This window comes from Cupriavidus pampae (assembly GCF_914271485.1).
GTDB classification, from domain to species: domain Bacteria; phylum Pseudomonadota; class Gammaproteobacteria; order Burkholderiales; family Burkholderiaceae; genus Cupriavidus; species Cupriavidus pampae.
Map to the genome: position 1 here is coordinate 793,981 of NZ_CAJZAG010000001.1, position 21,851 is coordinate 815,831.

Annotated in this window: 25 protein-coding genes; 16 read left to right on the plus strand and 9 right to left on the minus strand. The window is 65.9% G+C overall.

Annotated features, from left to right (window positions below):
* The first annotated feature begins 23 nt into the window (after positions 1-23).
* Genes LDO41_RS03495 through LDO41_RS03510 form a run of 4 tightly spaced genes read left to right on the plus strand, consistent with a single transcriptional unit; the run spans position 24 to position 3,606 of the window.
* Positions 24-722 carry an RraA family protein gene (locus LDO41_RS03495; RefSeq protein ID WP_223981891.1) on the plus strand — a complete coding sequence of 233 codons (699 nt, stop codon included), beginning with the start codon at positions 24-26 and terminating at the stop codon, positions 720-722.
* The gene (locus tag LDO41_RS03500; protein WP_223981894.1) at positions 719-1,663 is read left to right on the plus strand and encodes a hydroxyacid dehydrogenase; all 945 of its coding nucleotides are present in this window, start codon (positions 719-721) and stop codon (positions 1,661-1,663) included. Before LDO41_RS03495 ends, LDO41_RS03500 begins: the two co-directional genes overlap by 4 nt.
* Before the next feature lie 22 nt (positions 1,664-1,685).
* Entirely contained in the window at positions 1,686-2,666 is a 981-nt protein-coding gene (locus tag LDO41_RS03505) for a Bug family tripartite tricarboxylate transporter substrate binding protein (RefSeq protein ID WP_377740653.1), read from the plus strand.
* A gap of 25 nt (positions 2,667-2,691) precedes the next feature.
* Positions 2,692-3,606, plus strand: a complete 915-nt coding sequence (locus LDO41_RS03510; protein ID WP_223981897.1) for an SMP-30/gluconolactonase/LRE family protein — start codon at positions 2,692-2,694, stop codon at positions 3,604-3,606.
* Here LDO41_RS03510 and LDO41_RS03515 read toward each other — a convergent pair.
* Both LDO41_RS03515 and LDO41_RS03520 read right to left on the minus strand, forming a co-directional pair.
* Positions 3,603-4,505 carry an amidohydrolase family protein gene (locus LDO41_RS03515; protein WP_223981900.1) on the minus strand — a complete coding sequence of 301 codons (903 nt, stop codon included), beginning with the start codon at positions 4,503-4,505 and terminating at the stop codon, positions 3,603-3,605. The two genes, LDO41_RS03510 and LDO41_RS03515, sit on opposite strands and share 4 nt — an antisense overlap.
* 20 nt (positions 4,506-4,525) lie before the next feature.
* Positions 4,526-5,791 (minus strand): MFS transporter, encoded by a 1,266-nt coding sequence (locus LDO41_RS03520; protein ID WP_223981903.1) that lies wholly within the window; start codon positions 5,789-5,791, stop codon positions 4,526-4,528.
* A gap of 168 nt (positions 5,792-5,959) precedes the next feature.
* Here LDO41_RS03520 and LDO41_RS03525 point away from each other — a divergent pair, with 168 nt between their 5' ends.
* Positions 5,960-6,907 (plus strand): LysR family transcriptional regulator, encoded by a 948-nt coding sequence (locus tag LDO41_RS03525; protein WP_223981905.1) that lies wholly within the window; start codon positions 5,960-5,962, stop codon positions 6,905-6,907.
* Here LDO41_RS03525 and otnI read toward each other — a convergent pair.
* Complete coding sequence (gene otnI / locus LDO41_RS03530; RefSeq protein WP_223981907.1) at positions 6,894-7,679, minus strand: 2-oxo-tetronate isomerase; 786 nt, start codon at positions 7,677-7,679, stop codon at positions 6,894-6,896. The two genes, LDO41_RS03525 and otnI, sit on opposite strands and share 14 nt — an antisense overlap.
* Positions 7,680-7,765: 86 nt before the next feature.
* Here otnI and LDO41_RS03535 point away from each other — a divergent pair, with 86 nt between their 5' ends.
* Entirely contained in the window at positions 7,766-8,191 is a 426-nt protein-coding gene (locus LDO41_RS03535) for a GNAT family N-acetyltransferase (RefSeq protein WP_223981910.1), read from the plus strand.
* Positions 8,192-8,228: 37 nt separating this feature from the next.
* Here LDO41_RS03535 and LDO41_RS03540 read toward each other — a convergent pair whose 3' ends face one another.
* From LDO41_RS03540 to ygfZ, 3 genes are read right to left on the minus strand one after another with little or no spacing between them, the layout of a single operon-like run.
* Entirely contained in the window at positions 8,229-9,095 is an 867-nt protein-coding gene (locus LDO41_RS03540) for an NRDE family protein (RefSeq protein WP_223981912.1), read from the minus strand.
* 27 nt (positions 9,096-9,122) lie between these two features.
* A complete protein-coding gene (locus tag LDO41_RS03545) occupies positions 9,123-9,413 on the minus strand; it encodes a DUF4936 family protein (RefSeq protein ID WP_223981913.1) in 291 nt (96 codons plus the stop codon).
* Between the two features lie 19 nt (positions 9,414-9,432).
* Positions 9,433-10,443 carry a CAF17-like 4Fe-4S cluster assembly/insertion protein YgfZ gene (gene ygfZ / locus LDO41_RS03550; RefSeq protein ID WP_223981916.1) on the minus strand — a complete coding sequence of 337 codons (1,011 nt, stop codon included), beginning with the start codon at positions 10,441-10,443 and terminating at the stop codon, positions 9,433-9,435.
* A 221-nt stretch (positions 10,444-10,664) separates the two neighbouring features.
* On the opposite strand from ygfZ, the gene mltG reads away from it, so the two are divergent.
* The 7 genes from mltG to LDO41_RS03585 all read left to right on the plus strand — a co-directional run bounded on the left by mltG (position 10,665) and on the right by LDO41_RS03585 (position 16,005).
* Entirely contained in the window at positions 10,665-11,660 is a 996-nt protein-coding gene (mltG, locus tag LDO41_RS03555) for an endolytic transglycosylase MltG (protein WP_223981918.1), read from the plus strand.
* Between the two features lie 8 nt (positions 11,661-11,668).
* Positions 11,669-12,310: a dTMP kinase gene (tmk, locus tag LDO41_RS03560; protein ID WP_223981921.1), complete on the plus strand. Its 642-nt coding sequence runs from the start codon at positions 11,669-11,671 to the stop codon at positions 12,308-12,310.
* A 101-nt stretch (positions 12,311-12,411) separates the two neighbouring features.
* Positions 12,412-13,443 (plus strand): DNA polymerase III subunit delta', encoded by a 1,032-nt coding sequence (locus LDO41_RS03565; protein ID WP_223981924.1) that lies wholly within the window; start codon positions 12,412-12,414, stop codon positions 13,441-13,443.
* Positions 13,444-13,504: 61 nt separating this feature from the next.
* The gene (locus LDO41_RS03570) at positions 13,505-13,951 is read left to right on the plus strand and encodes a PilZ domain-containing protein (RefSeq protein ID WP_377740643.1); all 447 of its coding nucleotides are present in this window, start codon (positions 13,505-13,507) and stop codon (positions 13,949-13,951) included.
* A 36-nt stretch (positions 13,952-13,987) separates the two neighbouring features.
* Positions 13,988-14,506 (plus strand): GNAT family N-acetyltransferase, encoded by a 519-nt coding sequence (locus tag LDO41_RS03575; RefSeq protein WP_223981927.1) that lies wholly within the window; start codon positions 13,988-13,990, stop codon positions 14,504-14,506.
* Between the two features lie 16 nt (positions 14,507-14,522).
* On the plus strand, positions 14,523-15,317 hold the full coding sequence (locus tag LDO41_RS03580) for a TatD family hydrolase (RefSeq protein WP_223981930.1): 795 nt from the start codon (positions 14,523-14,525) through the stop codon (positions 15,315-15,317).
* Positions 15,310-16,005 (plus strand): ankyrin repeat domain-containing protein, encoded by a 696-nt coding sequence (locus LDO41_RS03585; protein WP_223981934.1) that lies wholly within the window; start codon positions 15,310-15,312, stop codon positions 16,003-16,005. The genes LDO41_RS03580 and LDO41_RS03585 overlap by 8 nt, the downstream gene beginning before the upstream one ends.
* Positions 16,006-16,029: 24 nt before the next feature.
* On the opposite strand, the gene egtB is transcribed toward LDO41_RS03585, so the two are convergent.
* Positions 16,030-17,343 carry an ergothioneine biosynthesis protein EgtB gene (gene egtB, locus LDO41_RS03590; protein WP_223981938.1) on the minus strand — a complete coding sequence of 438 codons (1,314 nt, stop codon included), beginning with the start codon at positions 17,341-17,343 and terminating at the stop codon, positions 16,030-16,032.
* Positions 17,344-17,495: 152 nt separating this feature from the next.
* The gene (locus LDO41_RS03595) at positions 17,496-18,116 is read right to left on the minus strand and encodes an FMN-dependent NADH-azoreductase (RefSeq protein ID WP_223981941.1); all 621 of its coding nucleotides are present in this window, start codon (positions 18,114-18,116) and stop codon (positions 17,496-17,498) included.
* Between the two features lie 124 nt (positions 18,117-18,240).
* Here LDO41_RS03595 and LDO41_RS03600 point away from each other — a divergent pair, with 124 nt between their 5' ends.
* From LDO41_RS03600 to LDO41_RS03610, 3 genes are all read left to right on the plus strand, one after another.
* Positions 18,241-19,227: a LysR substrate-binding domain-containing protein gene (locus LDO41_RS03600; protein WP_223981944.1), complete on the plus strand. Its 987-nt coding sequence runs from the start codon at positions 18,241-18,243 to the stop codon at positions 19,225-19,227.
* Between the two features lie 242 nt (positions 19,228-19,469).
* Entirely contained in the window at positions 19,470-19,883 is a 414-nt protein-coding gene (locus LDO41_RS03605) for a DoxX family protein (RefSeq protein WP_223981947.1), read from the plus strand.
* A 45-nt stretch (positions 19,884-19,928) separates the two neighbouring features.
* On the plus strand, positions 19,929-20,498 hold the full coding sequence (locus LDO41_RS03610) for a DUF4136 domain-containing protein (RefSeq protein ID WP_223981949.1): 570 nt from the start codon (positions 19,929-19,931) through the stop codon (positions 20,496-20,498).
* Positions 20,499-20,510: 12 nt separating this feature from the next.
* On the opposite strand, the gene LDO41_RS03615 is transcribed toward LDO41_RS03610, so the two are convergent.
* A complete protein-coding gene (locus LDO41_RS03615) occupies positions 20,511-21,797 on the minus strand; it encodes an EAL domain-containing response regulator (protein WP_223981951.1) in 1,287 nt (428 codons plus the stop codon).
* Positions 21,798-21,851: the final 54 nt, after the last annotated feature.

Here is a 21,851-nt window from a genome sequence, read left to right on the forward strand (position 1 = left end):
GTCCCCCATTTCAGGAGTTGTAGATGAGCACCCAAGCCAAAGCATCCCCCGCGATCCGTCGCGATATCGAGCGCGTTTCGCCAGAACTGGTCGAGCGTGCGTCCAGGTTCCAGGCCGCCATCCTTGCCGATGTGGTGGGGCGTCGCGGCACGCTCAATGCCCGCGTGCAGGGGCTGTCCCGCGCGATGAAAGTGTGCGGCCCGGCGCTGACCGTCGAAGTGCGCCCGGGCGACAACCTGATGTTCCACGTTGCGCTCGCCATCGGGCAACCCGGCGACGTGATCGTCGTGGATGGCAAGGGCGATCAGACGGCGGCCTTGTGCGGCGAGATCATGGCCACGCAGGCGCAGGCCTCGGGCCTTGCCGGTTTCGTGATCGATGCCGCCGTGCGCGATTCGCATGAACTGGCGGGTGGCGCGTTCCCGGTGTTCTCGGCCGGCACCAACCCGTGCGGTCCGACCAAGGCCATCGGCGGTCTGGTCAACTGGCCCGCTTCGGTCGCTGGCGTTGCCGTCAATCCGGGCGATCTGATCGTGGGCGATGCGGACGGGGTGGTGGTGATTCCGCGCAATGACGTCGCCGCGATTCTGGATCTGGCGCAGAAGAAAGTCGATGCGGAGGCCAAGCGTATCGCCGCGATCAAGGCGGGCGAACTGCGTCCGGGCTGGCTCGACAAGGAACTGCGCGCGGCCGGTGTGCTCGCTGAAGGGGAAGCGCTGTGAGCGCCGGCAAGAAACCCGCGCTGGTGGTCACGGGCAATGACCTCGCGCCCGAGGCGCTCGCGTTGCTGAACGACTTCGAGGTGTGCTTCGCTGGCAAGCAGTGCAGCGAAGAGACCGTGCTGGCAATGGTTGCGGAGAAGGATCCGGTCGCCATCATCGTGCGGTACGGCAAGATCGGCGCCCGCGTCATGGACGCCGCGCCTGCGCTGAAGGTCATTTCGAAGCATGGCAGCGGTATCGATGTCATCGACCAGAACGCCGCGGCCGAGCGCGGCATCGCGGTCAAGGCGGCTGTCGGCGCCAATGCCGTGGCCGTGGCGGAGCACGCCTGGGCGTTGATCCTGGCCTGCGCGAAAGCCGTGCCGCAGCTGAACGATCGCATGCGCGCGGGCCACTGGGACAAGGCTACGCACAAGTCGGTCGAGCTGAACGGCCGCACGTTGGGCATCGTCGGGTTGGGCGAGATCGGACGCCGCGCCGCGTCGGTGGGCGTTGCGCTGGGCATGCGCGTGGTCGCCTTCGATCCGTACGCGAAGTCGGTGCCGGATGGCGTGACCCGCGTGGATAACCTGTCGCAGCTCTATCGCGAGTCTGATGTCGTGTCGCTGCATTGCCCACTGACGGACGACAACCGCGGCATGATCAATCGCGAGACGCTGGCCCAGTTCAAGGACGGTGCCATGCTGGTGAACACGGCGCGTGGCGGCCTGATCGACGAGCCCGCGTTGGCCGAGGCATTGGCGAGCGGCAAGCTTCGCGCGGCGGGCCTCGACAGCTTTGCGGTGGAACCGATGCCGGTGCCGCATCCGTTTCAACAGATCCCCAACCTCATCCTGTCGCCGCATATCGGCGGCGTCAGCGATGCGGCGTATATCAATATGGGGGTGGGCGCGGCGAAGAACGTGCTCGCCGTGCTGGAAGACGCCGCGACGGCGGTATAAAAAGCAGTTGCAGGAGACAACGATGTTGCATCGCGCATTTGCATGGACGACCGCCGTCTCGGCGGTCGTATGTGGGCTGATGGCCGTGGCCCAGCCTTCGCTGGCCGCCTACCCGGACAAGCCGGTCAGAATCGTCGTGCCCAATCCGCCCGGCGGCGCCGTCGATGTGGTGACGCGAAAGATCGCGCAGAAGCTCACCCTGCAGATGGGGCAGAGCTTCGTGGTCGAGAACAAGCCCGGCGCATCGGGCACCATCGGCACGACGCAGGTGGTCAACGCACCGGCCGATGGTTACACGCTGCTGGCCAACGACAATTCCTACACCACGCTGCCGTACGTGTTCAAGAAGCTGAACTGGGATCATCAGAGCGCACTCGTGCCCATCGCACCGTTCGCGTTTTCGCCGGTGGTCGTGGGCGTCAAGGCGGATTCGCGCTTCAAGGATCTCGCGTCGCTGGTCGCCTATGCCAAGGCGCATCCGGGCGAAGTCACGTTCGGCTCGGGCGGCCCGGGCAGCTCGCCACACTTCTCGGCGGAGGCGTTTCAGCAGGCAGCGGGCATCAGGCTGATGCATGTGCCGTACAAGGGCGCTGGCGAAGCGATGGTCGGCTTGCTGGGCGGCAGTGTCGATCTGCTCGTGGTGTCCACGCCTACCGCGCTGGCGCCGGTCAAGGGCAACCAGATGCGCCTGCTTGGGATCAGCGGCAGCAAGCGCATCGATGTGTTTCCGAACGTGCCCACGTTCGCGGAGGCGGGCGTGCCGGCGTTCGGTCTGTTCAACTGGTCCGGGCTGGCCGCGCCAAAGGGCACGCCCAAGGAGATCGTCGCGCGCCTGCAGGCTGAGATCCAGAAAGCGCTGCAAGCGCCGGATATGACGCAGTTTCTCGCGCAGATGGGCTCACAACCCGGTAATCTGGACAGCGCGGCGTTCGCGCAACTGATCCAGCGCGAGACCACGCAGTGGGCCACGGTGGCGCAGAAAGCCAATATCGAAAAGCAATGACGAGACACACTCGCGGAGAACGCTGATGCAGTGGCTACAACCCCCCGTCGTGCGCGATGCCGAGGTGCTGACCCGGCTGCCCGACGCTTTTCGCCGGCACGACCGCGACAATGCGTGGTCGCTCGCCAACCGCGGCGGCGCATCGGTCGATTCGTTCCTTGAAGGCCCCGTGTGGGCGGACGGCCATCTATGGGTGACCGACATCCCTTATGGCCGCGTGTTCCGTGTGTCGATGGGCGGCGACTGGAAGCTGGTGGCGGAGTTCGATGGCGAGCCCAATGGTATGAAGCGCATGGCCGACGGCAGTTTCCTGATGACGGATTACCGCCACGGCCTGATGCGCCTCGACGCGAACACCGGCATCGTCACGCCGTTTCTGGAACGTAGAAATTCGGAACGCTTTCGCGGCGTCAACGACCTGACGTTCGATGCGGCGGGCAATCTGTACTTTACCGATCAGGGCCAGTCCGGCCTGCACGACCCCACCGGTCGCGTCTACCGCCTGGCGCCGGACGGCAGGCTGGATATCCTGATCGACAACGCGCCAAGCCCGAATGGTCTGGTCCTGTCACCCGATGAGAAGGTCCTCTACGTCGCCATGACGCGCGGCAACTGCGTATGGCGTGTCCCGTTGCAGGCGGATGGGTCGGTCAGCAAGGTCGGTCAGTTCTTTACTTCGTATGGGCCAAGCGGTCCCGATGGTCTGGCCATGCGGGCAGACGGTTTCCTGCTCGTCGCCAACCCGGGGCTCGGTTATGTCTGGGTGCTGAACCATCGCGCCGAACCTGTCGAGGTCATCCGCACGCCGGTCGGTGCATCGCTGACCAACCTCTGCTTTGGTGGGGCCGATGGCAAGTTGCTGCTGATGACCGAATCCACGACCGGGTCGATCCTGTGCGCGGAGATGCCCGAACGCGGTGCGCCGGTGCATGCGCGTTAGCCCAGCCGAAACAGCATCCGTGGCGAGTCCCTGAGCACGATCTGTCGCGTGAACGCATCCGGAATCCACTGGTTCAGCGCCGCGCGCGAGGCGTCGTAGTCGATGACGTCGCGGTGCTGCGTGTGCGGCCAGTCGCTGCCCCATACCAGTCGCGTCGGGCCGAATGCGTCGAGCAGGCGGTGGGTCAGGGCCTCGCCGAGCGAGGTGCCGGAGGCATCGGCGACGTTGCGGTACGCGGCCGAGAGCTTGACCCACACCCGGCCGGTCGAGGCCGTGCCGCACAAATAGTCGAGACCCGGATCCGAGGCCCCGAGTTCGGGATCGGGACGGCCGAAATGGTCGATGACTACCGTGCATTGCTGTTCGATCAGCGCCGGCAGCAGTGCCGCCAGATCGCCGGCGCCGCGATGGATCTCCACGTGCCAGCCCATGGCGTTGACGCGCGTCAACAGGTCGGGCCACGGGCCACTACGCAGGTCCGGCAACGGCCGCCCGATCAGGTTCAGCCGCACGCCGACCACGCCCAGCTTGTCCATATAGGCGAGCTCGCCGTGGCAGGTGCCCGGCTCGATCACCGCCACACCGCGAAACCGCTGCGGATAGCGTTTCAATACGTCGAGAAAGTAGTGGTTGTCGGTGCCGAGGAAGCTCGGCTGCACCAGCACGCTGTGCGACAGGCCGTTGGCGCGCAGATGCGAGACGTACGCGTCGAGCGTCGCGTCGTAGTCGGGCGCATGGCGCCGCTCGGCCGCCAGCGGCAGACCGCGCACGAACACATGCGCGTGGCTATCGACCGCCTCGACCGGAACGGCCTGGTCTACCCCCGCAGCCAGCCAGCGCGCGTTGTCGGGTGTCAGAACATTGCCGCCATCGGCCAGCGCGGAAGGAAGACGGTCCATCGTGCGTACGCTCCGAAAAATCAGACGCGTTGCGGTGTGGCAGTCGGTGCCACTTGCGTCTGCGGCCGCGGCAGGAATAGCGCGGCTACCACTACGAGGCCATAGGCGATACCGGCATCGATGCCGAGCGCGGTGCCCAGCGGCATCGAGTTGCCCATATGGCCGACCAGAAACGGAAACACCGCGGACACGATGCGCCCGAAGTTGTAGCAGAAGCCCACGCCAGTCCCGCGCACGCCCTGCGGATAGAGTTCGTTGAACAGCGCGCCCATCGTGGCGGGAATGCCGGCCGAGAACAGTCCGAGCGGAAAGCTCAGGAACAGCATCGCGGTATCGCTGATCGGCAGCAGGGCGTACAGATTGACGGTGATCGCGCTGGCGAGCGCGAAGAAGATCACGTTCCAGCGACGGCCGATGCGGTCCTGCAACCAGGCGCTGAGAAAGCAGCCGATGATGAACGACACGATCACCACCGACAGATAGCCACCGGTGCCGAGCACCGACAGATGCCGCTCGGTTTTCAGATAGGTCGGCAGCCACGTGGTCACCGCGTGATAGCCACCATGCGCGCCCAGCCCGATCAGCCCGCCCACGACGGTCTGACGCAATACCGATGGATGGAAAATCCCGGCGAGGATCGACAGCGTGCCAGCTTGCTGGGCCGGGCCGAGTGTCGGACCCCCGGCCGCGCGCGCCTCGCGCGGCGGCTCGACGATACCGCGCCGCAGATACAGCACCAGTCCGGCCGGAATCACGCCAATCGCAAACAGCACGCGCCACGCCCACTCTGGCGAGACATAAGAGAACACCACCGTGTACAGCAGTACCGCCGCGCCCCAGCCAAAACCCCACGCACTCTGCACGATGCCCATGGCCTTGCCGCGATGCCGCGCACGCATGGTCTCGGCCAGCAGCACCGAACCCGCGGTCCACTCGCCGCCGAAGCCGAGCCCCTGCAGTGCCTTGAGCACGAGCAACTGCTCGTAGTTCTGCGCAAATGCGCACAGGAACGTAAACAGCGAGAACCAGATCACGGTGATCTGCAGCGCGCGCACGCGGCCCACGCGATCGGACAGCACGCCGGCCAGCAACCCGCCCAGCGCGCCCCCCACCAGCGTCACCGCGCCGATCAGGCCTGCCTGACCCTTGGCAATGCCCCAGGTGGCGATCAGTGTGGGAATCACAAGGCTGAACAGCTGCGCGTCGATGGCATCGAGCGCCCAGCCCGCAAAGCAACCCCACAGCGTGCGCTTCTCGGTGGGCGAGATCTCGCGGTACCAGTTCATGGCAATCTCCTGCGCCGTGCGGGCTGCGGACCTCCACGCGCGGCAACTTCTAGATGTTCGTGCGCCCCTGAAACCAGGGCGCTGCTGGCGAGCATTCTAGGCACCTCGATATCGCGCTGCATACTATGGATATGATCGTTATTCATTGCACTCTGATATGCTCAACGCATGGATACCCGCAACCTCAAATACTTCCTCGCCGTGGTCGATGCCGGCAGCGTGACGCGCGCGGCGGAAGTGCTCGACATTGCCCAGCCGGCGTTGAGCCAGGCGCTCACGCGCATGGAGCGCGATCTCGGGGTCAAGCTATTTGAACGCACGCGCCGTGGAGCCGCGTTGACAGCGGCCGGCGAAGCGATCGTCGAAGACGTGCGGCTTAGCGTGGCGCGCATCGATGCGGCGTCACACCGCGCGCGCGAAATTGGCGCGCAGCGCGGTGGCCGGCTGACCATCGGGTTTGTGTCTGCCGCGCTGTTCAGCCTGCTGCCGCGTGCGATCGCGGCATTGCGACGAGAGGTGCCGAACATCGAACTGGTGCTGCGCGAGATGAGCAACGCGGAGCAGACCAGCGCGCTGGAAAAGGGGCTGATCGATATTGGCCTGCTGCACACGCCGGTGGCGGTGGGCGGACGCATGCGCGAAAAGCTGATCGTGCGCGAGAAGTTGCTGGCGGTGGTGCCGAGCGACTACCGTGTGGGCGACGATGGCAAGGTGGGACTCAGGGAATTGTCCGACGCAGGGCTGGTGTGGTTTCCAAGCGATCAGTTGCCCGTGATCCGGGCCGGCATCCTGAGCGCGTTCCGCAAGTCTGGCTGCGAGGCCAACGTGGTGCAGGATGCCAACCGCTCGCTGACCGTGCTGGCCTGCGTGGCGGCAGGATGCGGAGCATCGCTGCTGCCACGCTCGGTACTGGCGTTGCAATTCGCGGGGGTGAGCTTCTACGACGTGCGCGATGACGACAATCTGCCGCCATTCGAACTGAGCGCGATCTGGCCCACGCGCTCGCGGCCGACGCTGGCCGACCGCTTTGCCGCGCTGCTGGTCCCGGCGCTGGGTTCGGCGCCGGGTTTGGCGATTGATCCCGCGCCGTCAGAAGCGGACATCACGCGCGCTTGAGATACGGCTTCAGCCAGCCCAGTCCCGCCGAGGTCCCCGCGCGTGGGCGATATTCGCAACCGATCCAGCCGTCGTATCCCAGGCCGTCGATCACGTCGAACAGATACGGATAGTTGAGCTCGCCGAGATCCGGTTCGTGGCGCTCGGGCACGCCCGCGATCTGGATATGGCCGATGCCCGGGAAGTCGCGCTTGAGCTTGACCGCGAGGTCGCCCTCCATGATCTGGCAGTGATAGCAGTCGAACTGCACGCGCAGATTGGCGGCGCCGATCTGCGCGCGAATCGTATGCGCATCGTCCTGCCGGCTCAGGAAATAGCCCGGCATATCGCGCGTGTTGATCGGCTCCATCAGCACGGTAATGCCATGCGCGGCCGCCGACGCCGCAGCGTAGGCAAGGTTCTCGAGATACACGGCGCGAGCGCGCGCGCGATCCGCATCGGCGGGGACGATGCCCGCCATGACGTGCACGCGATCGTTGCCGAGCACGGCCGCGTATTCGAGCGCCTGCGCAAACCCCGTGCGAAACTCCGCTTCGCGGCCGGCCAGCGCCGCGATGCCACGCTCACCGGCGGCCCAGTCGCCCGGCGGGGCGTTGAACAGCGCCTGCACCAGTCCGTTGTCGTCGAGCCGCTGGCGAATCTCCGCGGCCGGATGCTCGAACGGGAACAGGTATTCGACGGCCTGGAAACCATCGGCGGCGGCAGCGGCAAAGCGGTCCAGGAAACCGTGCTCGTTGTACATCATCGAGAGGTTCGCGGCGAAGCGCGGCATGGGAAGTCTCCTTGTGTACCTCATGTCATGATCGGACGATTCTACTATCATGACGCCTCGTTTCGATCTCACTCGCCTTTGCCGTCATGTCCATTTCCGTCGTCGTCTGTCCCTGGTCCGAAGCCCAGGCGCGCGCAAGCGCCATTCGTTTCAACGTGTTCGTGGAGGAGCAGCGCGTGCCGCAGGAACTCGAACTCGATGAATGGGACGCGCGAAGCTGGCATGCGCTGGCGTTGCGGGACGACGGCACCGCGGTGGCGACCGGCCGTCTGCTGCCCGATGGTCATATCGGCCGCATGGCGGTGCTCGCGTCCGCGCGCGGCACCGGCGTTGGTGCGAAGGTGCTGGAAGCGCTGATGGCCAAGGCCGCCGCGCTTGGCTATGAAGCGTTGGTGCTCAACGCGCAGACCCATGCGGCGCCGTTCTATGCGCGCGCGGGTTTCGCACAGGTGGGGGAAGAATTCGAGGAAGCCGGCATTCCGCACGTGGAGATGCGCAAGACGCTCGGATAATGCGGGGCCGAGGGCAGGGCGCCCTCGGATAGTTGGCTCAGCGCGAGGCCGGCACGTTGGTGTCGCGCGACACGCCCAGCTGGCCGCCGTAACGGACGTCGCCGATCTGGCCGTCGGCGCCAAAGCTGCGTTCGCTGTAGTCGAAGCGGCCGTCATGACGGACCCGCAGCACCGTGCTCGCACGTGTGCCGTAGCTCGGCGAGCGGATAAACGCCGACGACAACACCTTCTCCCATTCGTACGACACGCCCGTCGATGGCAGTTCCGAGTCGAGCGCGCGGTGGTCATCGGCCAGCATCTGCAGGTAGGGCTCCGCACTCGCGCTTGCATCGCCGCGATCGGCCGCCAGCACTTCGCACAGCGCGCCCACACGACTGCGCACCTTGGGCCACGGCGTGTCGAGCAATGCGTTGGACAGCCCGTACAGGCCGGGGTCCAGCCGCTGCGGCTGGCGCGACGGCGACCGGTTGCTGTACCACCACAGTTCCTCCATGTCGCTCGCGAGCAGGTTGAAGCCGTTGTACATGCCGTTGGCCTGCGACAGCGTGTCCAGATAATCCTCGGGGGTTTGCTGGCCGCGCAGGAAGCGCGCCACGAGCTCGCCGCGCGAACGCGCATCGACGCGTTTCTCGGACGGCGCACGATAGTTGGTCAGCGCGGCAAATCGGGCACCCCCATGGGGTTGGTCGCGACGCGACCGGGCGTCATGCCCGCCGCTGGCAATGCCCATCCAGGTGCCCGCGTCGCCGATCACCTCCGCCAGGTCGCGACCCGCCAGCACGTGCGCGGCATCCTGCCACCAGTGCGCGGGCGCGGCGGGGCGCGCGTAGAACTCGTCGCGATTGCCGGCAACCACCAGGGCATAGTCCGGGTGCGACTGCCATGCGACCAGAATCAGGCACATATTGCTTCCCTTTTACTTCGTGCGTTTCTAAAGCATGTCCAGATCCACGAAACGCTCGGCTTGCCGCGCGCCGTGAATCCAGCCATCGAGTCCGCTCTGACGCCACAGCCCATCGAGCGTGGCATCGAACGCCGGCGGAATGTCCGCATAACACTCCATCCACGTCTGCAGGCCGTCCCGTGTCTCGGGCCTGCGCATGAGCGTACCACCAATCCCGGTTGCTTCGGCCACGGTCTCCATCCAGCGATGCCAGCGCGGCAGCGCGTCGATCGCGTGATCGTCCGGCATGCGGAAATACACAAACAGATGATCGCTCATGGCCCGTCCCAGATGTGTGTCAACCGGCCGTCTGGCCTTCGCCGGACAGCGGCACTTCGTACGGCAGCGCACGCGTGACGACCGGCGTACCATCGGCCGCGCCCAGATGCATGGGACCGCCAGCCGCATCGATCTTGAGCTCGGCCAGACCATCCCAGCCACCCTCGGGCGACGCGGTGGCGTTGACGATCATGCCGCACGGCTGCTCGGCATCGTCCGGGCGGAAGATTTCTGTAGCGGGCGCGGGGGCCGCGCCGTCGCCGTGCACGCGCCACATGCGTCGCTTGAGTGTGCCGCGATACTGGCTGCGCGCCACGACTTCCTGACCCGGATAGCAGCCCTTGCGGAAATTCACGCCGCCGATCAATTCGAAGTTGATCATCTGCGGCACGAATTGTTCCTGTGTAGCCGCGACGATACGCGGAATACCGGCTTCGATCTCGAGCCAGTCCCACACCTCGCTACCGGCTGGCGACAGTGCGCCGGAGAGGGCGGCCTGTACGGCGTCGGCGCGTTCGGCCGGCACGGCGACCTGCCAGCGCGGCTGCGCGGCCGCGTCGTGCAGGCGGATCACGGTGCTGCCGTCAGCGGCGGCCGCGGCCAGAAGTGCCTGCGGCGCCGGCAGGCCCGCGGCGGCGAGCGCCTCGGCGGCCTTCGGGCCCGCCACGCCGAGCAGGCGATACGCCGCGGAGATATCCGCGAGCTTCGCCTTTGCGCGCAGCACGAACATGGTCAGCCGCTTTTGCAACGCGGGCTGGATCTCGGCCGAGAGTTGCAGCACGATGCCCTCGACATCGCGCCACGTGAGAAAGCTGGCCTGCAGCCGACCCTTGGGCGAGCAGTAGCCCGCCAGCCGCGCGGTGGCGGGCGACAGGTCTTCGGTGGCGTTGGTCAGCTGGCCATGCAGGAACGTCGCGGCATCGTCGCCGCTCACACGGATCAGGCCGAGGCCGGCGATGGGCGCGACGATTCCCGGGCTACGCAGGGCGTCCACACTGGACGAGAGAGACGGATTGGCGTTGGCTGTCATGCGATAGGGGTGGAGTATTTGGCGCCTCCCGCATATGGGGATGGCCTGTATGTTCGACAATCGTCCGCGGCAAGGGCGGAAGGATGTGGCGTGATGGGCTCGTGAGGGCGCAGGGCTCCCGGTATTATATGGGGCTTGCGCCATGTCGGCCGGACCGAATACGAACCCGACGCGAACCCGACCCGACGGTAGGGACATGACGCCTCCAAGATACTGAATCAATGAAACGTTTCTTTTTGCGCCTGGTCGGACTGGCCGTGATCGTGGCACTCGCTGCCGCGGGCGGTTTTGCCTGGTGGGCCCATCAGCCCCTGACGCTGGCCACCTCACCGGTCGAAGTGGTGATCAAGCCCAATTCCAGCGTCGTCAGCGTGGGCCGTCAGGTCCAGCGCGGCGGCGTGCCGATCGACGCGCGCCTGTTCGTGGCGTTGGCCCGGATCACGGGGCAGGGCGCGAGCCTCAAGGCCGGCGGCTATCAATTCGCCACCGGCGTGACGCCGCTCGACGTGCTGGACAAGCTCGCGCGCGGCGAGGTCACGCACTATGTGGTCACGGTGATCGAGGGATGGGAGTTCCGCAAGATGCGCGCGGCGGTCGACGCCAACCCGGCGCTGCGCCACGATACGACCGGCCTGTCCGATGCCGACCTGATGAAGGCGATCGGCGCCGAGGAACCCTCGCCCGAGGGCATGTTCTTCCCCGACACCTATCTCTTCGCACGCGGCAGCAGCGACATCGAGCTGTACAAGCATGCGTATCGCGCCATGCAGAAGCGGCTCGCCGACGCCTGGAGCGCGCGCGCGCCGGACCTGCCGTACAAGACGCCGTACGAAGCGCTGGTCATGGCCTCGATCGTCGAGAAGGAGACCGGGCAAGCGGTCGAGCGGCCGATGATCGCGGCGGTGTTCGTCAACCGGCTGCGCAAGAACATGATGCTGCAGACCGACCCGACCGTGATCTACGGCGTTGGCGAGAAGTTCGATGGCAATCTGCGCAAGCGCGATCTGCAGACCGACACCCCGTACAATACGTACACGCGCGTCGGGCTGCCGCCGACGCCGATCGCGCTGCCCGGCCTGGCCTCGCTGGCCGCGGCGACGGCGCCGGCACCGTCGGACGCGCTATATTTCGTGGCGCGCGGTGACGGCAGCAGCCATTTCTCCAATTCGCTTCCCGAACACAATCGCGCGGTCGACAAGTACCAGCGCGGCAAATAAGACGTCTCATGCCCGCCACACACGCACCACGCGGAACATTCATTACCTTCGAAGGCATCGACGGCGCCGGCAAGAGCACCCATATCGAGTGGGTGGCCCAACGCCTGCGCGCGCGGCCCAACGCCACGCCCGTGGTCGCCACGCGCGAGCCAGGTGGCACGCCGCTGGGCGAAGACCTGCGCGGCCTGCTGCTGCATCGCAAGATGCATCTGGAAACCGAGGCGCTGCTGATGTTCGCGGCGCGCCGCGAACATATCGCCGAGGTCATCGAGCCCGCGCTCGCGCGCGGGGACTGGGTTATCTCGGATCGCTTCACCGATGCCACCTTCGCCTATCAGGGCGGCGGTCGCGGTCTGCCGACCGCGCGGCTCGAGGCGTTGGAGCAGTGGGTACAGGGCGAGCTTCAGCCCGACCTGACGCTGCTGTTCGACGTGCCGCTGGAGACCGCGAGCGAACGTCTGGCTGGCGCGCGTTCGCCCGACAAGTTCGAGGCGGAGTCGCGCGCGTTTTTCGAGCGGACCCGCGCCGAGTACCTGCGTCGCGCCGCGCAATCGCCCGGGCGATTCCGCGTGATCGACGCCACGCGCTCGATCGAGGCGATCCGTGACGAGCTTGAGAACATCGTTGCGGAATTTATTGCAACACGTTGATTTGAAACGCGTATATTGCTGCTGTGATATCAACCTCATGGGTTTGGATAAAACATGAGGAAGTGCTGCTAACCCACTGAACCGCAACGCTTTACATCGCAATGCTTTATCCCTGGCAACGAGAAGACTGGCAACGGCTGGCCGCGTTACGCGACCGGCTGCCGCATGCGTTGTTGATGCATGGGCAGCAAGGCATCGGCAAGCGCGACCTCGCCCTGCACTTCGCGCAGGGTCTGCTGTGCGAGGCACCGCGGCCCGACGGGCAGCCGTGCGGCAGCTGTGGCGCGTGCCACTGGTTCAGCCAGGGTAATCACCCCGATTTCACGGTGGTACGGCCCGAGGCGCTCGAGGGCGGCGCCGAGGGGGATGGCGACACCGAGGCTGGCAGCAAGAAGAAGGCGCCCAGCAAGATCATTCGCATGGAACAGGTGCGCGCGCTGATCGAGGCGGTGGGCGTCGGCACGCACCGCGCGGGGTTGCGCGTGGTGGTGGTCTATCCGCTCGATGCGCTGCAGACCGAAGGCGCCAACGCGCTGCTGAAGACGCTTGAGGAGCCACCGCCATCAACGGTGTTCCTGCTGGTGACGGATCGGCTCGATCGCGTGCTGCCGACGATCCTGTCGCGTTGCCGCCAGTTTGGCGTGACACGGCCCACCTCGGCGCAGGCGCTGGCGTGGCTCGGCAGCCAGGGCGTGGCCGATGCCGAGGCGCAGCTCGCGCTGGCCGGCGGCTCGCCGCTGACGGCGCTGCACGCGGCGGAAGCCGAGGAGCAGCCGCTGCAGCGCTGGCTGGTGGGCCAGCTTGGCGCCGGCGGCGCGTTCGACGCCTTGTCTGCGGCAGATCAATTGCAGAAGCTTCCGGTGCCGGCCGTGCTTGGCATCCTGCAGCGCTGGACGTACGATCTGCTGGCATTGCAGCTCGCATCGCAGTCCGATCCGGGCGGGCAGCGGGGCACAAGGTATTTTCCGAAGGAGCGCACCGCGCAGGCGCGCTGCGCGCAGGCCACCGATGCGCATCGTCTGCAGGGCTTCGCGGCGCGGCTGGTCGGTCATCGCCGGCATGAGAATCATCCGCTGGCGGCACGTCTGGTCATGGAGTCGGTGTTTCTCGACTACCGGCAGCTTTTTCGGTAGTTATCTGGTTGTTGATATTTCTATAGGCCGCACAAGCGGCCAGCCATAACCTGGGGTCAATATGAATACAGCAGTCACGGGGACGCAGCCGCGTCCTGCTCCCTCGACAGGCGCTGCCACACCGGCGTCCACCGCGGCGACCGGCCCGGCCACCACGCCCATGCCCGCGGGAGCGTCGCGGCCCAATGTGCTGTCGCTGTCGATCAAGGATCAGGCGGGGCTGTATGCCGCGTATATGCCGTTCCTCTCGCGCGGCGGCATCTTCGTGCCGTCGAACCGGCCGTTCCGGCTGGGCGAGCAGGTGTTCCTCGTGCTGTCGCTGCTGGATCGCCAGAAGTTTCAGGTCGCCGGCGAGGTGGCGTGGATCACGCCGGCTGGCACACCGCTGAAGACCCCGGGCGTGGGCGTGCATCTGCCCGACGACGACAATGGCCGCAACCTGAAGCGCGCGGTCGAGGAAATCCTCGGCAAGGCCATCGAGTCGGGCCGGCCCACGCAAACGTTGTAGTAGAACTTCAAGTTTGAACGATAGGTTGCTGTTTTTATGAGTATTTCTGAATTTACGCTGCGCCTGGCGCAGCGCGAGGACCTGCCCGGTATCGTGGCGATCTACAACAGCACGGTGCCGTCGCGCATGGTGACCGCCGATACCGAGCCGGTGTCGGTGGCTTCGCGCGAAGCGTGGTTCGACGCCCATCTGCCTGAGCGCCGGCCACTGTGGGTATGCGAGGATGCGGAAGGCCGTATGGCCGGCTGGATCAGCTTTTCGGATTTCTACGGCCGGCCGGCGTATGGCGGAACCGCGGAAGTCTCGATCTACCTCGATGAGACGCGTCGCGGCCAGGGGCTGGGTCGGTATCTGCTGGAGCAGGCCATTGCGCATGCGCCCAAGCTCGGCGTCAGCACGCTGCTCGGCTTTATTTTTGGCCACAACGAACCGAGCCTGCGGTTGTTCGCGCGCTATGGCTTCGAGCGGTGGGGTTCGCTGCCGCGCGTGGCAGTGCTCGATGGCGTCGAACGCGACCTGATCATCCTGGGCCGCCGGCTTGCGGACCAGGCCTGACCGGAGCCCCTGAGCCATGTTTGTCGATTCCCACTGCCATATCGATTTCCCCGACTTCGCCGAGCGGCTGCCGCAGTTGCTCCAGAACATGCGCGACAACCACGTCACGCATGCGCTCTGCATTTCGGTGACGCTCGAAGACTTCCCGCGCGTACTGGCGTTAGCCGAGCAGCATCCGAACCTGTACGCATCGGTCGGGGTCCATCCCGATCACGAAGAGGGCGAAGAACCCACGCTCGAACGGCTGGTGACGCTGTCCAACCACCCGCGCGTGGTCGGTACTGGCGAGACCGGTCTCGACTATTACCGGCTCAATGGCCGCAGCATCGCGGACATGGAGTGGCAGCGCGAACGGTTCCGCACGCATATCCGTGCCGCGCGGCAGACGCGCAAGCCGTTGATCATCCATACGCGCTCCTCGGCCGAGGACACGCTGCGCGTGATGGGCGAAGAGAATGCGGGCGAGGTGGGTGGGGTGATGCACTGCTTTACGGAGAGCTGGGACGTCGCGCGCCAGTCGCTGGACCAGGGCTTTCATATCTCGTTCTCGGGCATCGTCACGTTCAAAAGCGCGGCGGATCTGCAGGAAACCGCGCGCAAGGTGCCGCTGGACCGCATGCTGATCGAGACCGATTCCCCGTATCTGGCCCCGGTGCCGTATCGCGGCAAGACCAACGAGCCGGCCTGGGTACGCCATGTCGGCGAATTCATCGCCAACCTGCGCGGCATTCCCGTCGCGCAGCTGGCCGAACAGACGACGGATAATTTTTTCAATCTGTTCAAGCATATAGACAGGAATGCTCATGTTTGATGTCAAGATTGTTCGCCGGGGTTTGGCGATTGCCGCACTGACGCTGGCAGGCTGTGCTGTCGCGACGCCGGCTTCCGACATGCGCAAGGCGGTGGAATTCGACGACGCCAATACCGTGCAGAAGCTGATCTCGCGCGGCGTCGATCCGAACCTCGTGGACGATCGCGGCAATCCGATGCTGGTGGTGGCCCTGCGCGAGAAATCGAAGAAGGCGGCCGCGGCACTGATCAAGGCCAAGAACATCGACTTCGACAAGACCAATCCGGCTGGCGAGAATGCGCTGATGATGGCGGCGCTGCAGGGCGACCTCGACTCGATCAAGCTGATGGTCGATGGCGAGGAAGCCGAGATCAACAAGAAGGGCTGGGCGCCGCTGCACTACGCGGCCACCAACGGCCATAACGACGTGGTCAAGTACCTCGTCGACCATGCCGCCTATATCGATGCCGAAAGCCCCAATGGCAGCACGCCGCTGATGATGGCGGCGCGTGGCGGCCATATCGAGACGGTCAAGCTGCTGCTCGACGAAGGCGCGGACATGCGCCTCAAGAATCAGCAGGGCATGAACGTGATCGACTTCGCGCTGCTGTACAACCAGAAGGAAATCGCGGACGGGCTGCGTTCGCGCTGGATCAAGGTTTACAGCGCGGAGCCGCCCCCGCCGGTCAAGCCGGCAGCGCCGAAATAATCCCCGCTTTCCCTCGCTTTCGCTCTATACGTCGTCGGCCAGTCGTACGCCGGTGAACTGCCAGCGTTGGTGCGGGTAGAAGAAGTTGCGGTAAGTGGCGCGGATATGGGATTCGGGCGTGACGCACGACCCGCCGCGCAGCACCATCTGGCTGCTCATGAACTTGCCGTTGTATTCCCCGACCGCGCCCGCGCTCGGGCGGAAGCCCGGATACGGCAGATAGGCACTGCCGGTCCATTCCCACACATCGCCAAACATCTGCCGCAGCACGCCCGCGGTGTTCTGACGATCGGGCAGCGGACGCAGGGCATGGCCCTCGGCGAAGTTGCCCGTCGGCGGCAGGTTGCGCGCCGCATGTTCCCATTCGGCTTCGGTCGGTAGCCGGCGTTCGGCCCAGCGCGCGAACGCGTCGGCCTCGAAGAAACTCACGTGGGTGACCGGGCTGTCCGGGTCGACGGGCTGCATGCCGTGCAGCGTCATCTGCCACCACGTGCCTTCCCGCTCCTCCCAATATTCGGGCCCCTGGATGCCGTGGTCGCAGACCCAGCGCCAGCCGTCCGAGAGCCACAGGCCGGTGCTCTGGTAACCGCCGTCCTCGATGAACTCGAACCACTGGCGGTTGGTGACGGGGTGCGAGCTCAATTGATACGGTTGCAGCAGGACGTTGTGGCGCGGGCCTTCGCAGTCGAAAGCGAACCCATCGCCGCCGTGGCCGATGGCGACCACGCCGCCGGTAAAGCGAATCCATTCGGGCGCGGGGCGCGGGTCGGCGATGACCGGGGCCAGTATCTCGGGGGCGTAAGCCGGGCGCAGCGGGTTTTGCGCGAACAGATGGAGGATGTCGGTCAGCAGCAATTCCTGATGCTGCTGCTCGTGATGCAGGCCGAGCGTGACCAGCGCGGCTTCTTCATCGGTCTGCGCGTCGGCGAGCAGCGACAGCATCGCTTCGTCGACGGCTTCGCGATAGGCCAGGATTTCGTCAAGCGAGGGCCGTGTCAGCAGGCCACGTCGCGGGCGCGGATGGCGCGCGCCGACGGCTTCGTAATAGGAGTTGAAGAGAAAACGGTACTGCGGGTCGACGGGCTCGTAGTCCGGGATGCGCGCCGCCAGCACGAATTCCTCGAAGAACCAGGTGGTATGCGCCAGGTGCCATTTGGCGGGGCTCGCATCGTCCATCGATTGCACGGTGGCATCGGCGTCCGACAGATCGGCAACCAGCGCCTCGGTGGCCGCGCGCACATGGCGATACTGCGCCACGAGCGTGGGTTCCTGGACGCCGTGATGATGAGCGGTGCGATGAGCGTGTTCGGCCGCGGCAGGCAGCAGGGCTGAGGTCATGCAGGCTCCCGGGTTTCGGACTGGATTCCGACCATCATAGTCGCGAACGCGACCCCCGGCGAGCGGCGGGAACCCTGTTGAGGGTGTAGGAGGATGCTGACGTGGTGGTCTTTCCCTCTCCCGGCGGGAGAGGGAAGCTTCCGGGCGGAAGATCAGGCGGCGGCGCGGGTGCCGTCGTTGAGGGCGGCGATGGCCGTGCGGGCGGCGTTCAGGCCGGCTTCGCGGGCTTCGTTGCCCATGGCCAGACCATGTGCGCGGACCACGGTGACTTCGGGCACGCCGAGGAAGCGCAGCACGGTGTCGAGCGTGATTTCATGCAGATCCAGTGCGTTCGGGTCCTGACGCACACCGCCGCGCGACGACACCACGATCGCGCGCTTGGCGTTGGCCAGGCCCACGGGACCGGTTTCGGTGTAGCGGAACGAGCGGCCAGCCTGCGCCACGCGGTCGATCCAGGCCTTGAGCTGGCTCGGAATGCCGAAGTTGTATTGCGGGGCGCCGACCACGATCACGTCGGCGGCCAGGAATTCGGCCAGCCACGTTTCCGTGCGGTCGAGTTCGGCCTGCTGGGCGGCGGTCAGGCCGTCCTTGGGGCCGCCGAGCACCGGCAGCAGGTGGTGCGTCAGGTGGGCCGGGGCGTCCTGGTCCAGGTCGCGCACGGTCACGGTGGCGCCGGGGTTCTTGGCCACGAGGTCGGCCACCACACTGGCGGTCAGGCCACGCGAAACAGAGTTGTCGCCCAGTACGCTCGAGTCGATCTGCAGGATGTTCATGTTCGTCACTCCACATCAAAGGTTGGTTGAGACGAACAATAGCGATTGACCATTGGTAGCGGTAGTGAGGCAAAATGGAAATTATCGTTCTACCAGTGCAACGACGGCCTAGCCCAAGACACTCATGCAGGATCTCAACGACCTTTATCTGTTCGCCCAGGTGGTGCAGCACGGCAGTTTCTCCGCCGCCAGCCGTGCCACCGGGGTGCCCAAGTCGCGCCTGAGCCGGCGCATCGCCCAGCTGGAGAAGGATCTGGGCGTGCAGCTGCTGCGTCGAACCACGCGTCAGGTGCGCGTAACGCCACTCGGCGAGGCATTCTTCGAACGGTGCCGCGCCATGCTGGCCGAGGCCGAGGCCGCGCGCGAGATCGTGGAGATGGCGCGCGAGCAGCCATGCGGGCGATTGCACGTGACCTGCCCGGTGGTGATCGCGCAGGTGATTCTGGCTCCAGCGATCGGCGGCTTTATGAAGGCCAACCCGGGCATCACGCTCGAGATCGAAGCGACCAACCGTCGCGTCGACGTGATTGGCGAAAACATCGACCTCGCGCTGCGGGTACGCGATGTGCTCGACGATTCGAGCCTGGCGGTGCGCACGTTCGGCAAGAGCCAGCTGATGCTGGTGGCCGCGCCCGCGCTGCTGGACAGCATCGGCCGGCCGCGCACGCCGCAGGCGCTCGAGGGGATGCCGGGCGTCGGGCAGAAACCCCACGAGGGCAAGCACGAGTGGACGCTGTACGGCAAGGGCGGGCAGTCGATGTACGTGGCCTACGAACCGAAGCTGATCAGCGACGAGTTCGCGCTGCTGCGTGAGGCGTGCCTGGCTGGCATGGGGGTGGCGATGCTGCCGCGCATGTATTGCCGTGACGAGATCGCGCGCGGGGACCTCGAGGTGCTGCTGCCCGAATGGGATCTGCCGATGGGCGTGCTGCACGCGGTGTTCCCCTCGCGCAAGGGCGTCACGCATGCGCTGCGGCTGTTCCTCGATTTCCTCGGCGAGATCCTGCCCGAGAACGCGGAGCGCTTCGGCATGTTCAGCGTGCCACCGCCACCGGGCATGCATCGCGCGGTGGCCACGCCGCCGCCCGACTGGCATGTGGCGCCCGATTAAGACCGTCCCCGGTCTGGACACCGTACGGGCGCTGCCATCGTTCGTTGCTGCAATCTTTCGTCGCGCCATCGTGCATGGGCGCGGGTATCAGGCGATACGATGGTTCGCCTGAGCCTTTACCTTCACCCTTTACCTTCCGGTTACCGCGCACTAAGGTACTTGAGCGTGACCGCCCGAGTGGGCGATGGCGCACCGGCAGTCTTCTTTCAAGCGGTACCTTTACCTATGAGAAGGGGATGACGATGGCTCGTACGCAAGGCGATCAGGATCTGGGCAAGGCCATTCTGCGCATCGTGCTGGGCGTGCTGATTCTGCTGCACGGTATCTCCAAGCTGATGGCGGGGCCGGCATTCGTGGTGCAGGTGGTCACGCAGGCGGGTTTGCCGGAGTTCGTGGCCTACGGGGTGTATATCGGCGAGATCTTCGCGCCATTGCTGCTGATCGTCGGATTGTGGGCGCGGCTGGCGGGACTGATTGTTGCCGCGAACATGCTGTTCGCATTCGCGCTGGTGCATGCGAAGCAGCTTGGCCAGATGGCGGACTCCGGCGGCTGGGCGCTCGAGCTGCAGGGCATGTACCTGGCGGCCGCGCTCGCCGTGGCGCTGCTCGGTGCCGGACGGTTCAGCATGGGCGGTCTCGACGGCAAATGGAACTGAAGGACGCTAAGATTTATCAACCACCGCTCTGATTGGAGTGCCAACATGCTTGCGCGACTGCTTGCCTGCCTCACCCTGTCCCTGATGCTGGGCGCCTGTGCCACCGGGCCCGATATTCGTACCGACTTCAATCCGAGTACCAACTTCTCCGCGTATCGCACGTTCGGGTTCGTCGCGCGCCCGGGAACCGATCGGCAGGGCTACGAGAGTCTGACCACGCAGTACCTGAAGACCGCGGTGACGCGTCAGATGACCGAACGCGGTTACCAGTACCAGCAGGAGTCGCCTGATCTGCTGGTGAACTTCAATGCGCGGCTGCGCCAGCGCATCGTTTCCGATCCGGCGCCACTGCCGCCGCCGGGCTATATCGGCTACTACGGCTATCGTGGCGGTCTGTATGGACCGTGGCCCGGGTATGGCTTCTATACCGATACCTATACCTTCACCGAGGGCACGCTGAATATCGACCTGGTCGATGCGCGCAAGAACCAGCTGGTATGGGAGGGGATCGCGCGCGGGGCGGCGGAGGATGCCGATCCGCAGGCCAATCCGCAGGGGATCGACAAGGTGGTGGCGGAGATCTTTGCGAAATACCCGTTTAGAGCGGGCCAGTAGTTTTTCTTACCGCTACGCCAGCGCTCGCGCCACGAAGGCGTCGAGCGCGAGCGGGCGCGACCACAGATAGCCCTGACCGAGATGGCAGCCGAGCGCCTGCAGCGCGGCGCGCTGTGCCTCGGTCTCGATGCCCTCGGCGATGCATTCGAGTCCGAGGTCGAGCGCCAGCCGGATGATGTTGCGGCAGATCACGGCGCGCTGGCTACCCGCATCCACACTCGAGACGAACGAGCGATCGAGCTTGATCTGCGTGAACGGCAGGTCGGCTAGCAGCTTGAGCGTGGCGATGCCCACACCGAAGTCGTCGATGGCCACGCCGTAGCCTAATACGCGCAGGCGGTTCAGCGCGACCGACAGCGCCACCGTGTCCGCCACCGGAAAGCCTTCGGTGAGTTCGATGGTCAGCAGCCGTCGCGGCAGGCCGGTGGCCGCGACCATGCGTTCGATGCGATCGAGCACGCCGGGCCGGCAGAGCGTCTGGGCCGAGGCGTTGATGCCGATCGGGATTTCGAGACCGCTGGCCAGCAGTCGCTGTTGCACGGCGAGGCAACGCGCGGTGGCCAGGAACAGGATCGGGTCGGCGGCGTCGAGCGCTTCGAGCCGCGGGATAAACAGGTCTGGCGCGATGCGGCCGAGGGTCGGATGGTTCCAGCGGCATAACGCTTCGGCGCCCGCAATGCGGCCCGTCGCGATTTCGAACTGCGGTTGCCATTCGATTTCGAACTCGCCAGCGTCGATCGTTTCGCCATCCGCCAGCGACGCGTCATGGGGACCGCCGCTCTCGATGCCCAGGGCACGGACGGCCGCGAGGATGGCCGCGTCGTCGGGCGTGGGGCGCTCATCGTCAGTGTCGGACTGCGGTGGCGGGTCCTGGTGGCGTGCGAGCGCATCGTCGATGATGGGCATCAGCGCCGCGCGTTGCAGCGGCTTGTGCAACGCGTGCACGCGGGTAAAGCCGAGCGCGAGGACGAGGTCGCGATGCGAGTCGAGGATGTCGTCCGCCAGCGCGGTGAGCCACACCCAAACGGGTGGCGACCCTGCCAGCGCGCCCGCGCCGCGCCGGCCGAGTTCGGCGATCAGTTCGGGGCCATTGGCCACTGGCATTTCGATATCGCACAGCACTGCGTCGAATGCGGTGGCGGCGAGCCGCTCTGCGGCTTCGAGCCCATTGCCGGCGAAATCGAGATGCACGATGCCAAATTCCCGCAGCAGATCGGCGGCGACCGTTCGCTGGAACGGATCGTCATCGACCACGAGGATGCGCAAAGACTGGCAACGTAACGTGGCGGCGGTGGGCATGAGTGGCAGGGGAGGGAGGTCTGCTGCGATAGTACTCTATGGCCGACGACTCGA

What these genes read in the sequence shown, in the direction of transcription:
- ygfZ (WP_223981916.1), bottom strand. Translation starts at nt 10,443, where the DNA reads ATGACAGCCAACGCCAATCCGTCTCTCTCGTCCAGTGTGGACGCCCTG.
- LDO41_RS03505 (WP_377740653.1), top strand. Translation starts at nt 1,686, where the DNA reads ATGTTGCATCGCGCATTTGCATGGACGACCGCCGTCTCGGCGGTCGTA.
- LDO41_RS03570 (WP_377740643.1), top strand. Translation starts at nt 13,505, where the DNA reads ATGAATACAGCAGTCACGGGGACGCAGCCGCGTCCTGCTCCCTCGACA.
- mltG (WP_223981918.1), top strand. Translation starts at nt 10,665, where the DNA reads ATGAAACGTTTCTTTTTGCGCCTGGTCGGACTGGCCGTGATCGTGGCA.
- LDO41_RS03600 (WP_223981944.1), top strand. Translation starts at nt 18,241, where the DNA reads ATGCAGGATCTCAACGACCTTTATCTGTTCGCCCAGGTGGTGCAGCAC.
- otnI (WP_223981907.1), bottom strand. Translation starts at nt 7,679, where the DNA reads ATGCCGCGCTTCGCCGCGAACCTCTCGATGATGTACAACGAGCACGGT.
- LDO41_RS03595 (WP_223981941.1), bottom strand. Translation starts at nt 18,116, where the DNA reads ATGAACATCCTGCAGATCGACTCGAGCGTACTGGGCGACAACTCTGTT.
- LDO41_RS03525 (WP_223981905.1), top strand. Translation starts at nt 5,960, where the DNA reads ATGGATACCCGCAACCTCAAATACTTCCTCGCCGTGGTCGATGCCGGC.
- egtB (WP_223981938.1), bottom strand. Translation starts at nt 17,343, where the DNA reads ATGACCTCAGCCCTGCTGCCTGCCGCGGCCGAACACGCTCATCGCACC.
- LDO41_RS03535 (WP_223981910.1), top strand. Translation starts at nt 7,766, where the DNA reads ATGTCCATTTCCGTCGTCGTCTGTCCCTGGTCCGAAGCCCAGGCGCGC.
- LDO41_RS03575 (WP_223981927.1), top strand. Translation starts at nt 13,988, where the DNA reads ATGAGTATTTCTGAATTTACGCTGCGCCTGGCGCAGCGCGAGGACCTG.
- tmk (WP_223981921.1), top strand. Translation starts at nt 11,669, where the DNA reads ATGCCCGCCACACACGCACCACGCGGAACATTCATTACCTTCGAAGGC.
- LDO41_RS03515 (WP_223981900.1), bottom strand. Translation starts at nt 4,505, where the DNA reads ATGGACCGTCTTCCTTCCGCGCTGGCCGATGGCGGCAATGTTCTGACA.
- LDO41_RS03610 (WP_223981949.1), top strand. Translation starts at nt 19,929, where the DNA reads ATGCTTGCGCGACTGCTTGCCTGCCTCACCCTGTCCCTGATGCTGGGC.
- LDO41_RS03605 (WP_223981947.1), top strand. Translation starts at nt 19,470, where the DNA reads ATGGCTCGTACGCAAGGCGATCAGGATCTGGGCAAGGCCATTCTGCGC.
- LDO41_RS03520 (WP_223981903.1), bottom strand. Translation starts at nt 5,791, where the DNA reads ATGAACTGGTACCGCGAGATCTCGCCCACCGAGAAGCGCACGCTGTGG.
- LDO41_RS03495 (WP_223981891.1), top strand. Translation starts at nt 24, where the DNA reads ATGAGCACCCAAGCCAAAGCATCCCCCGCGATCCGTCGCGATATCGAG.
- LDO41_RS03615 (WP_223981951.1), bottom strand. Translation starts at nt 21,797, where the DNA reads ATGCCCACCGCCGCCACGTTACGTTGCCAGTCTTTGCGCATCCTCGTG.
- LDO41_RS03510 (WP_223981897.1), top strand. Translation starts at nt 2,692, where the DNA reads ATGCAGTGGCTACAACCCCCCGTCGTGCGCGATGCCGAGGTGCTGACC.
- LDO41_RS03580 (WP_223981930.1), top strand. Translation starts at nt 14,523, where the DNA reads ATGTTTGTCGATTCCCACTGCCATATCGATTTCCCCGACTTCGCCGAG.
- LDO41_RS03545 (WP_223981913.1), bottom strand. Translation starts at nt 9,413, where the DNA reads ATGAGCGATCATCTGTTTGTGTATTTCCGCATGCCGGACGATCACGCG.
- LDO41_RS03585 (WP_223981934.1), top strand. Translation starts at nt 15,310, where the DNA reads ATGTTTGATGTCAAGATTGTTCGCCGGGGTTTGGCGATTGCCGCACTG.
- LDO41_RS03565 (WP_223981924.1), top strand. Translation starts at nt 12,412, where the DNA reads ATGCTTTATCCCTGGCAACGAGAAGACTGGCAACGGCTGGCCGCGTTA.
- LDO41_RS03540 (WP_223981912.1), bottom strand. Translation starts at nt 9,095, where the DNA reads ATGTGCCTGATTCTGGTCGCATGGCAGTCGCACCCGGACTATGCCCTG.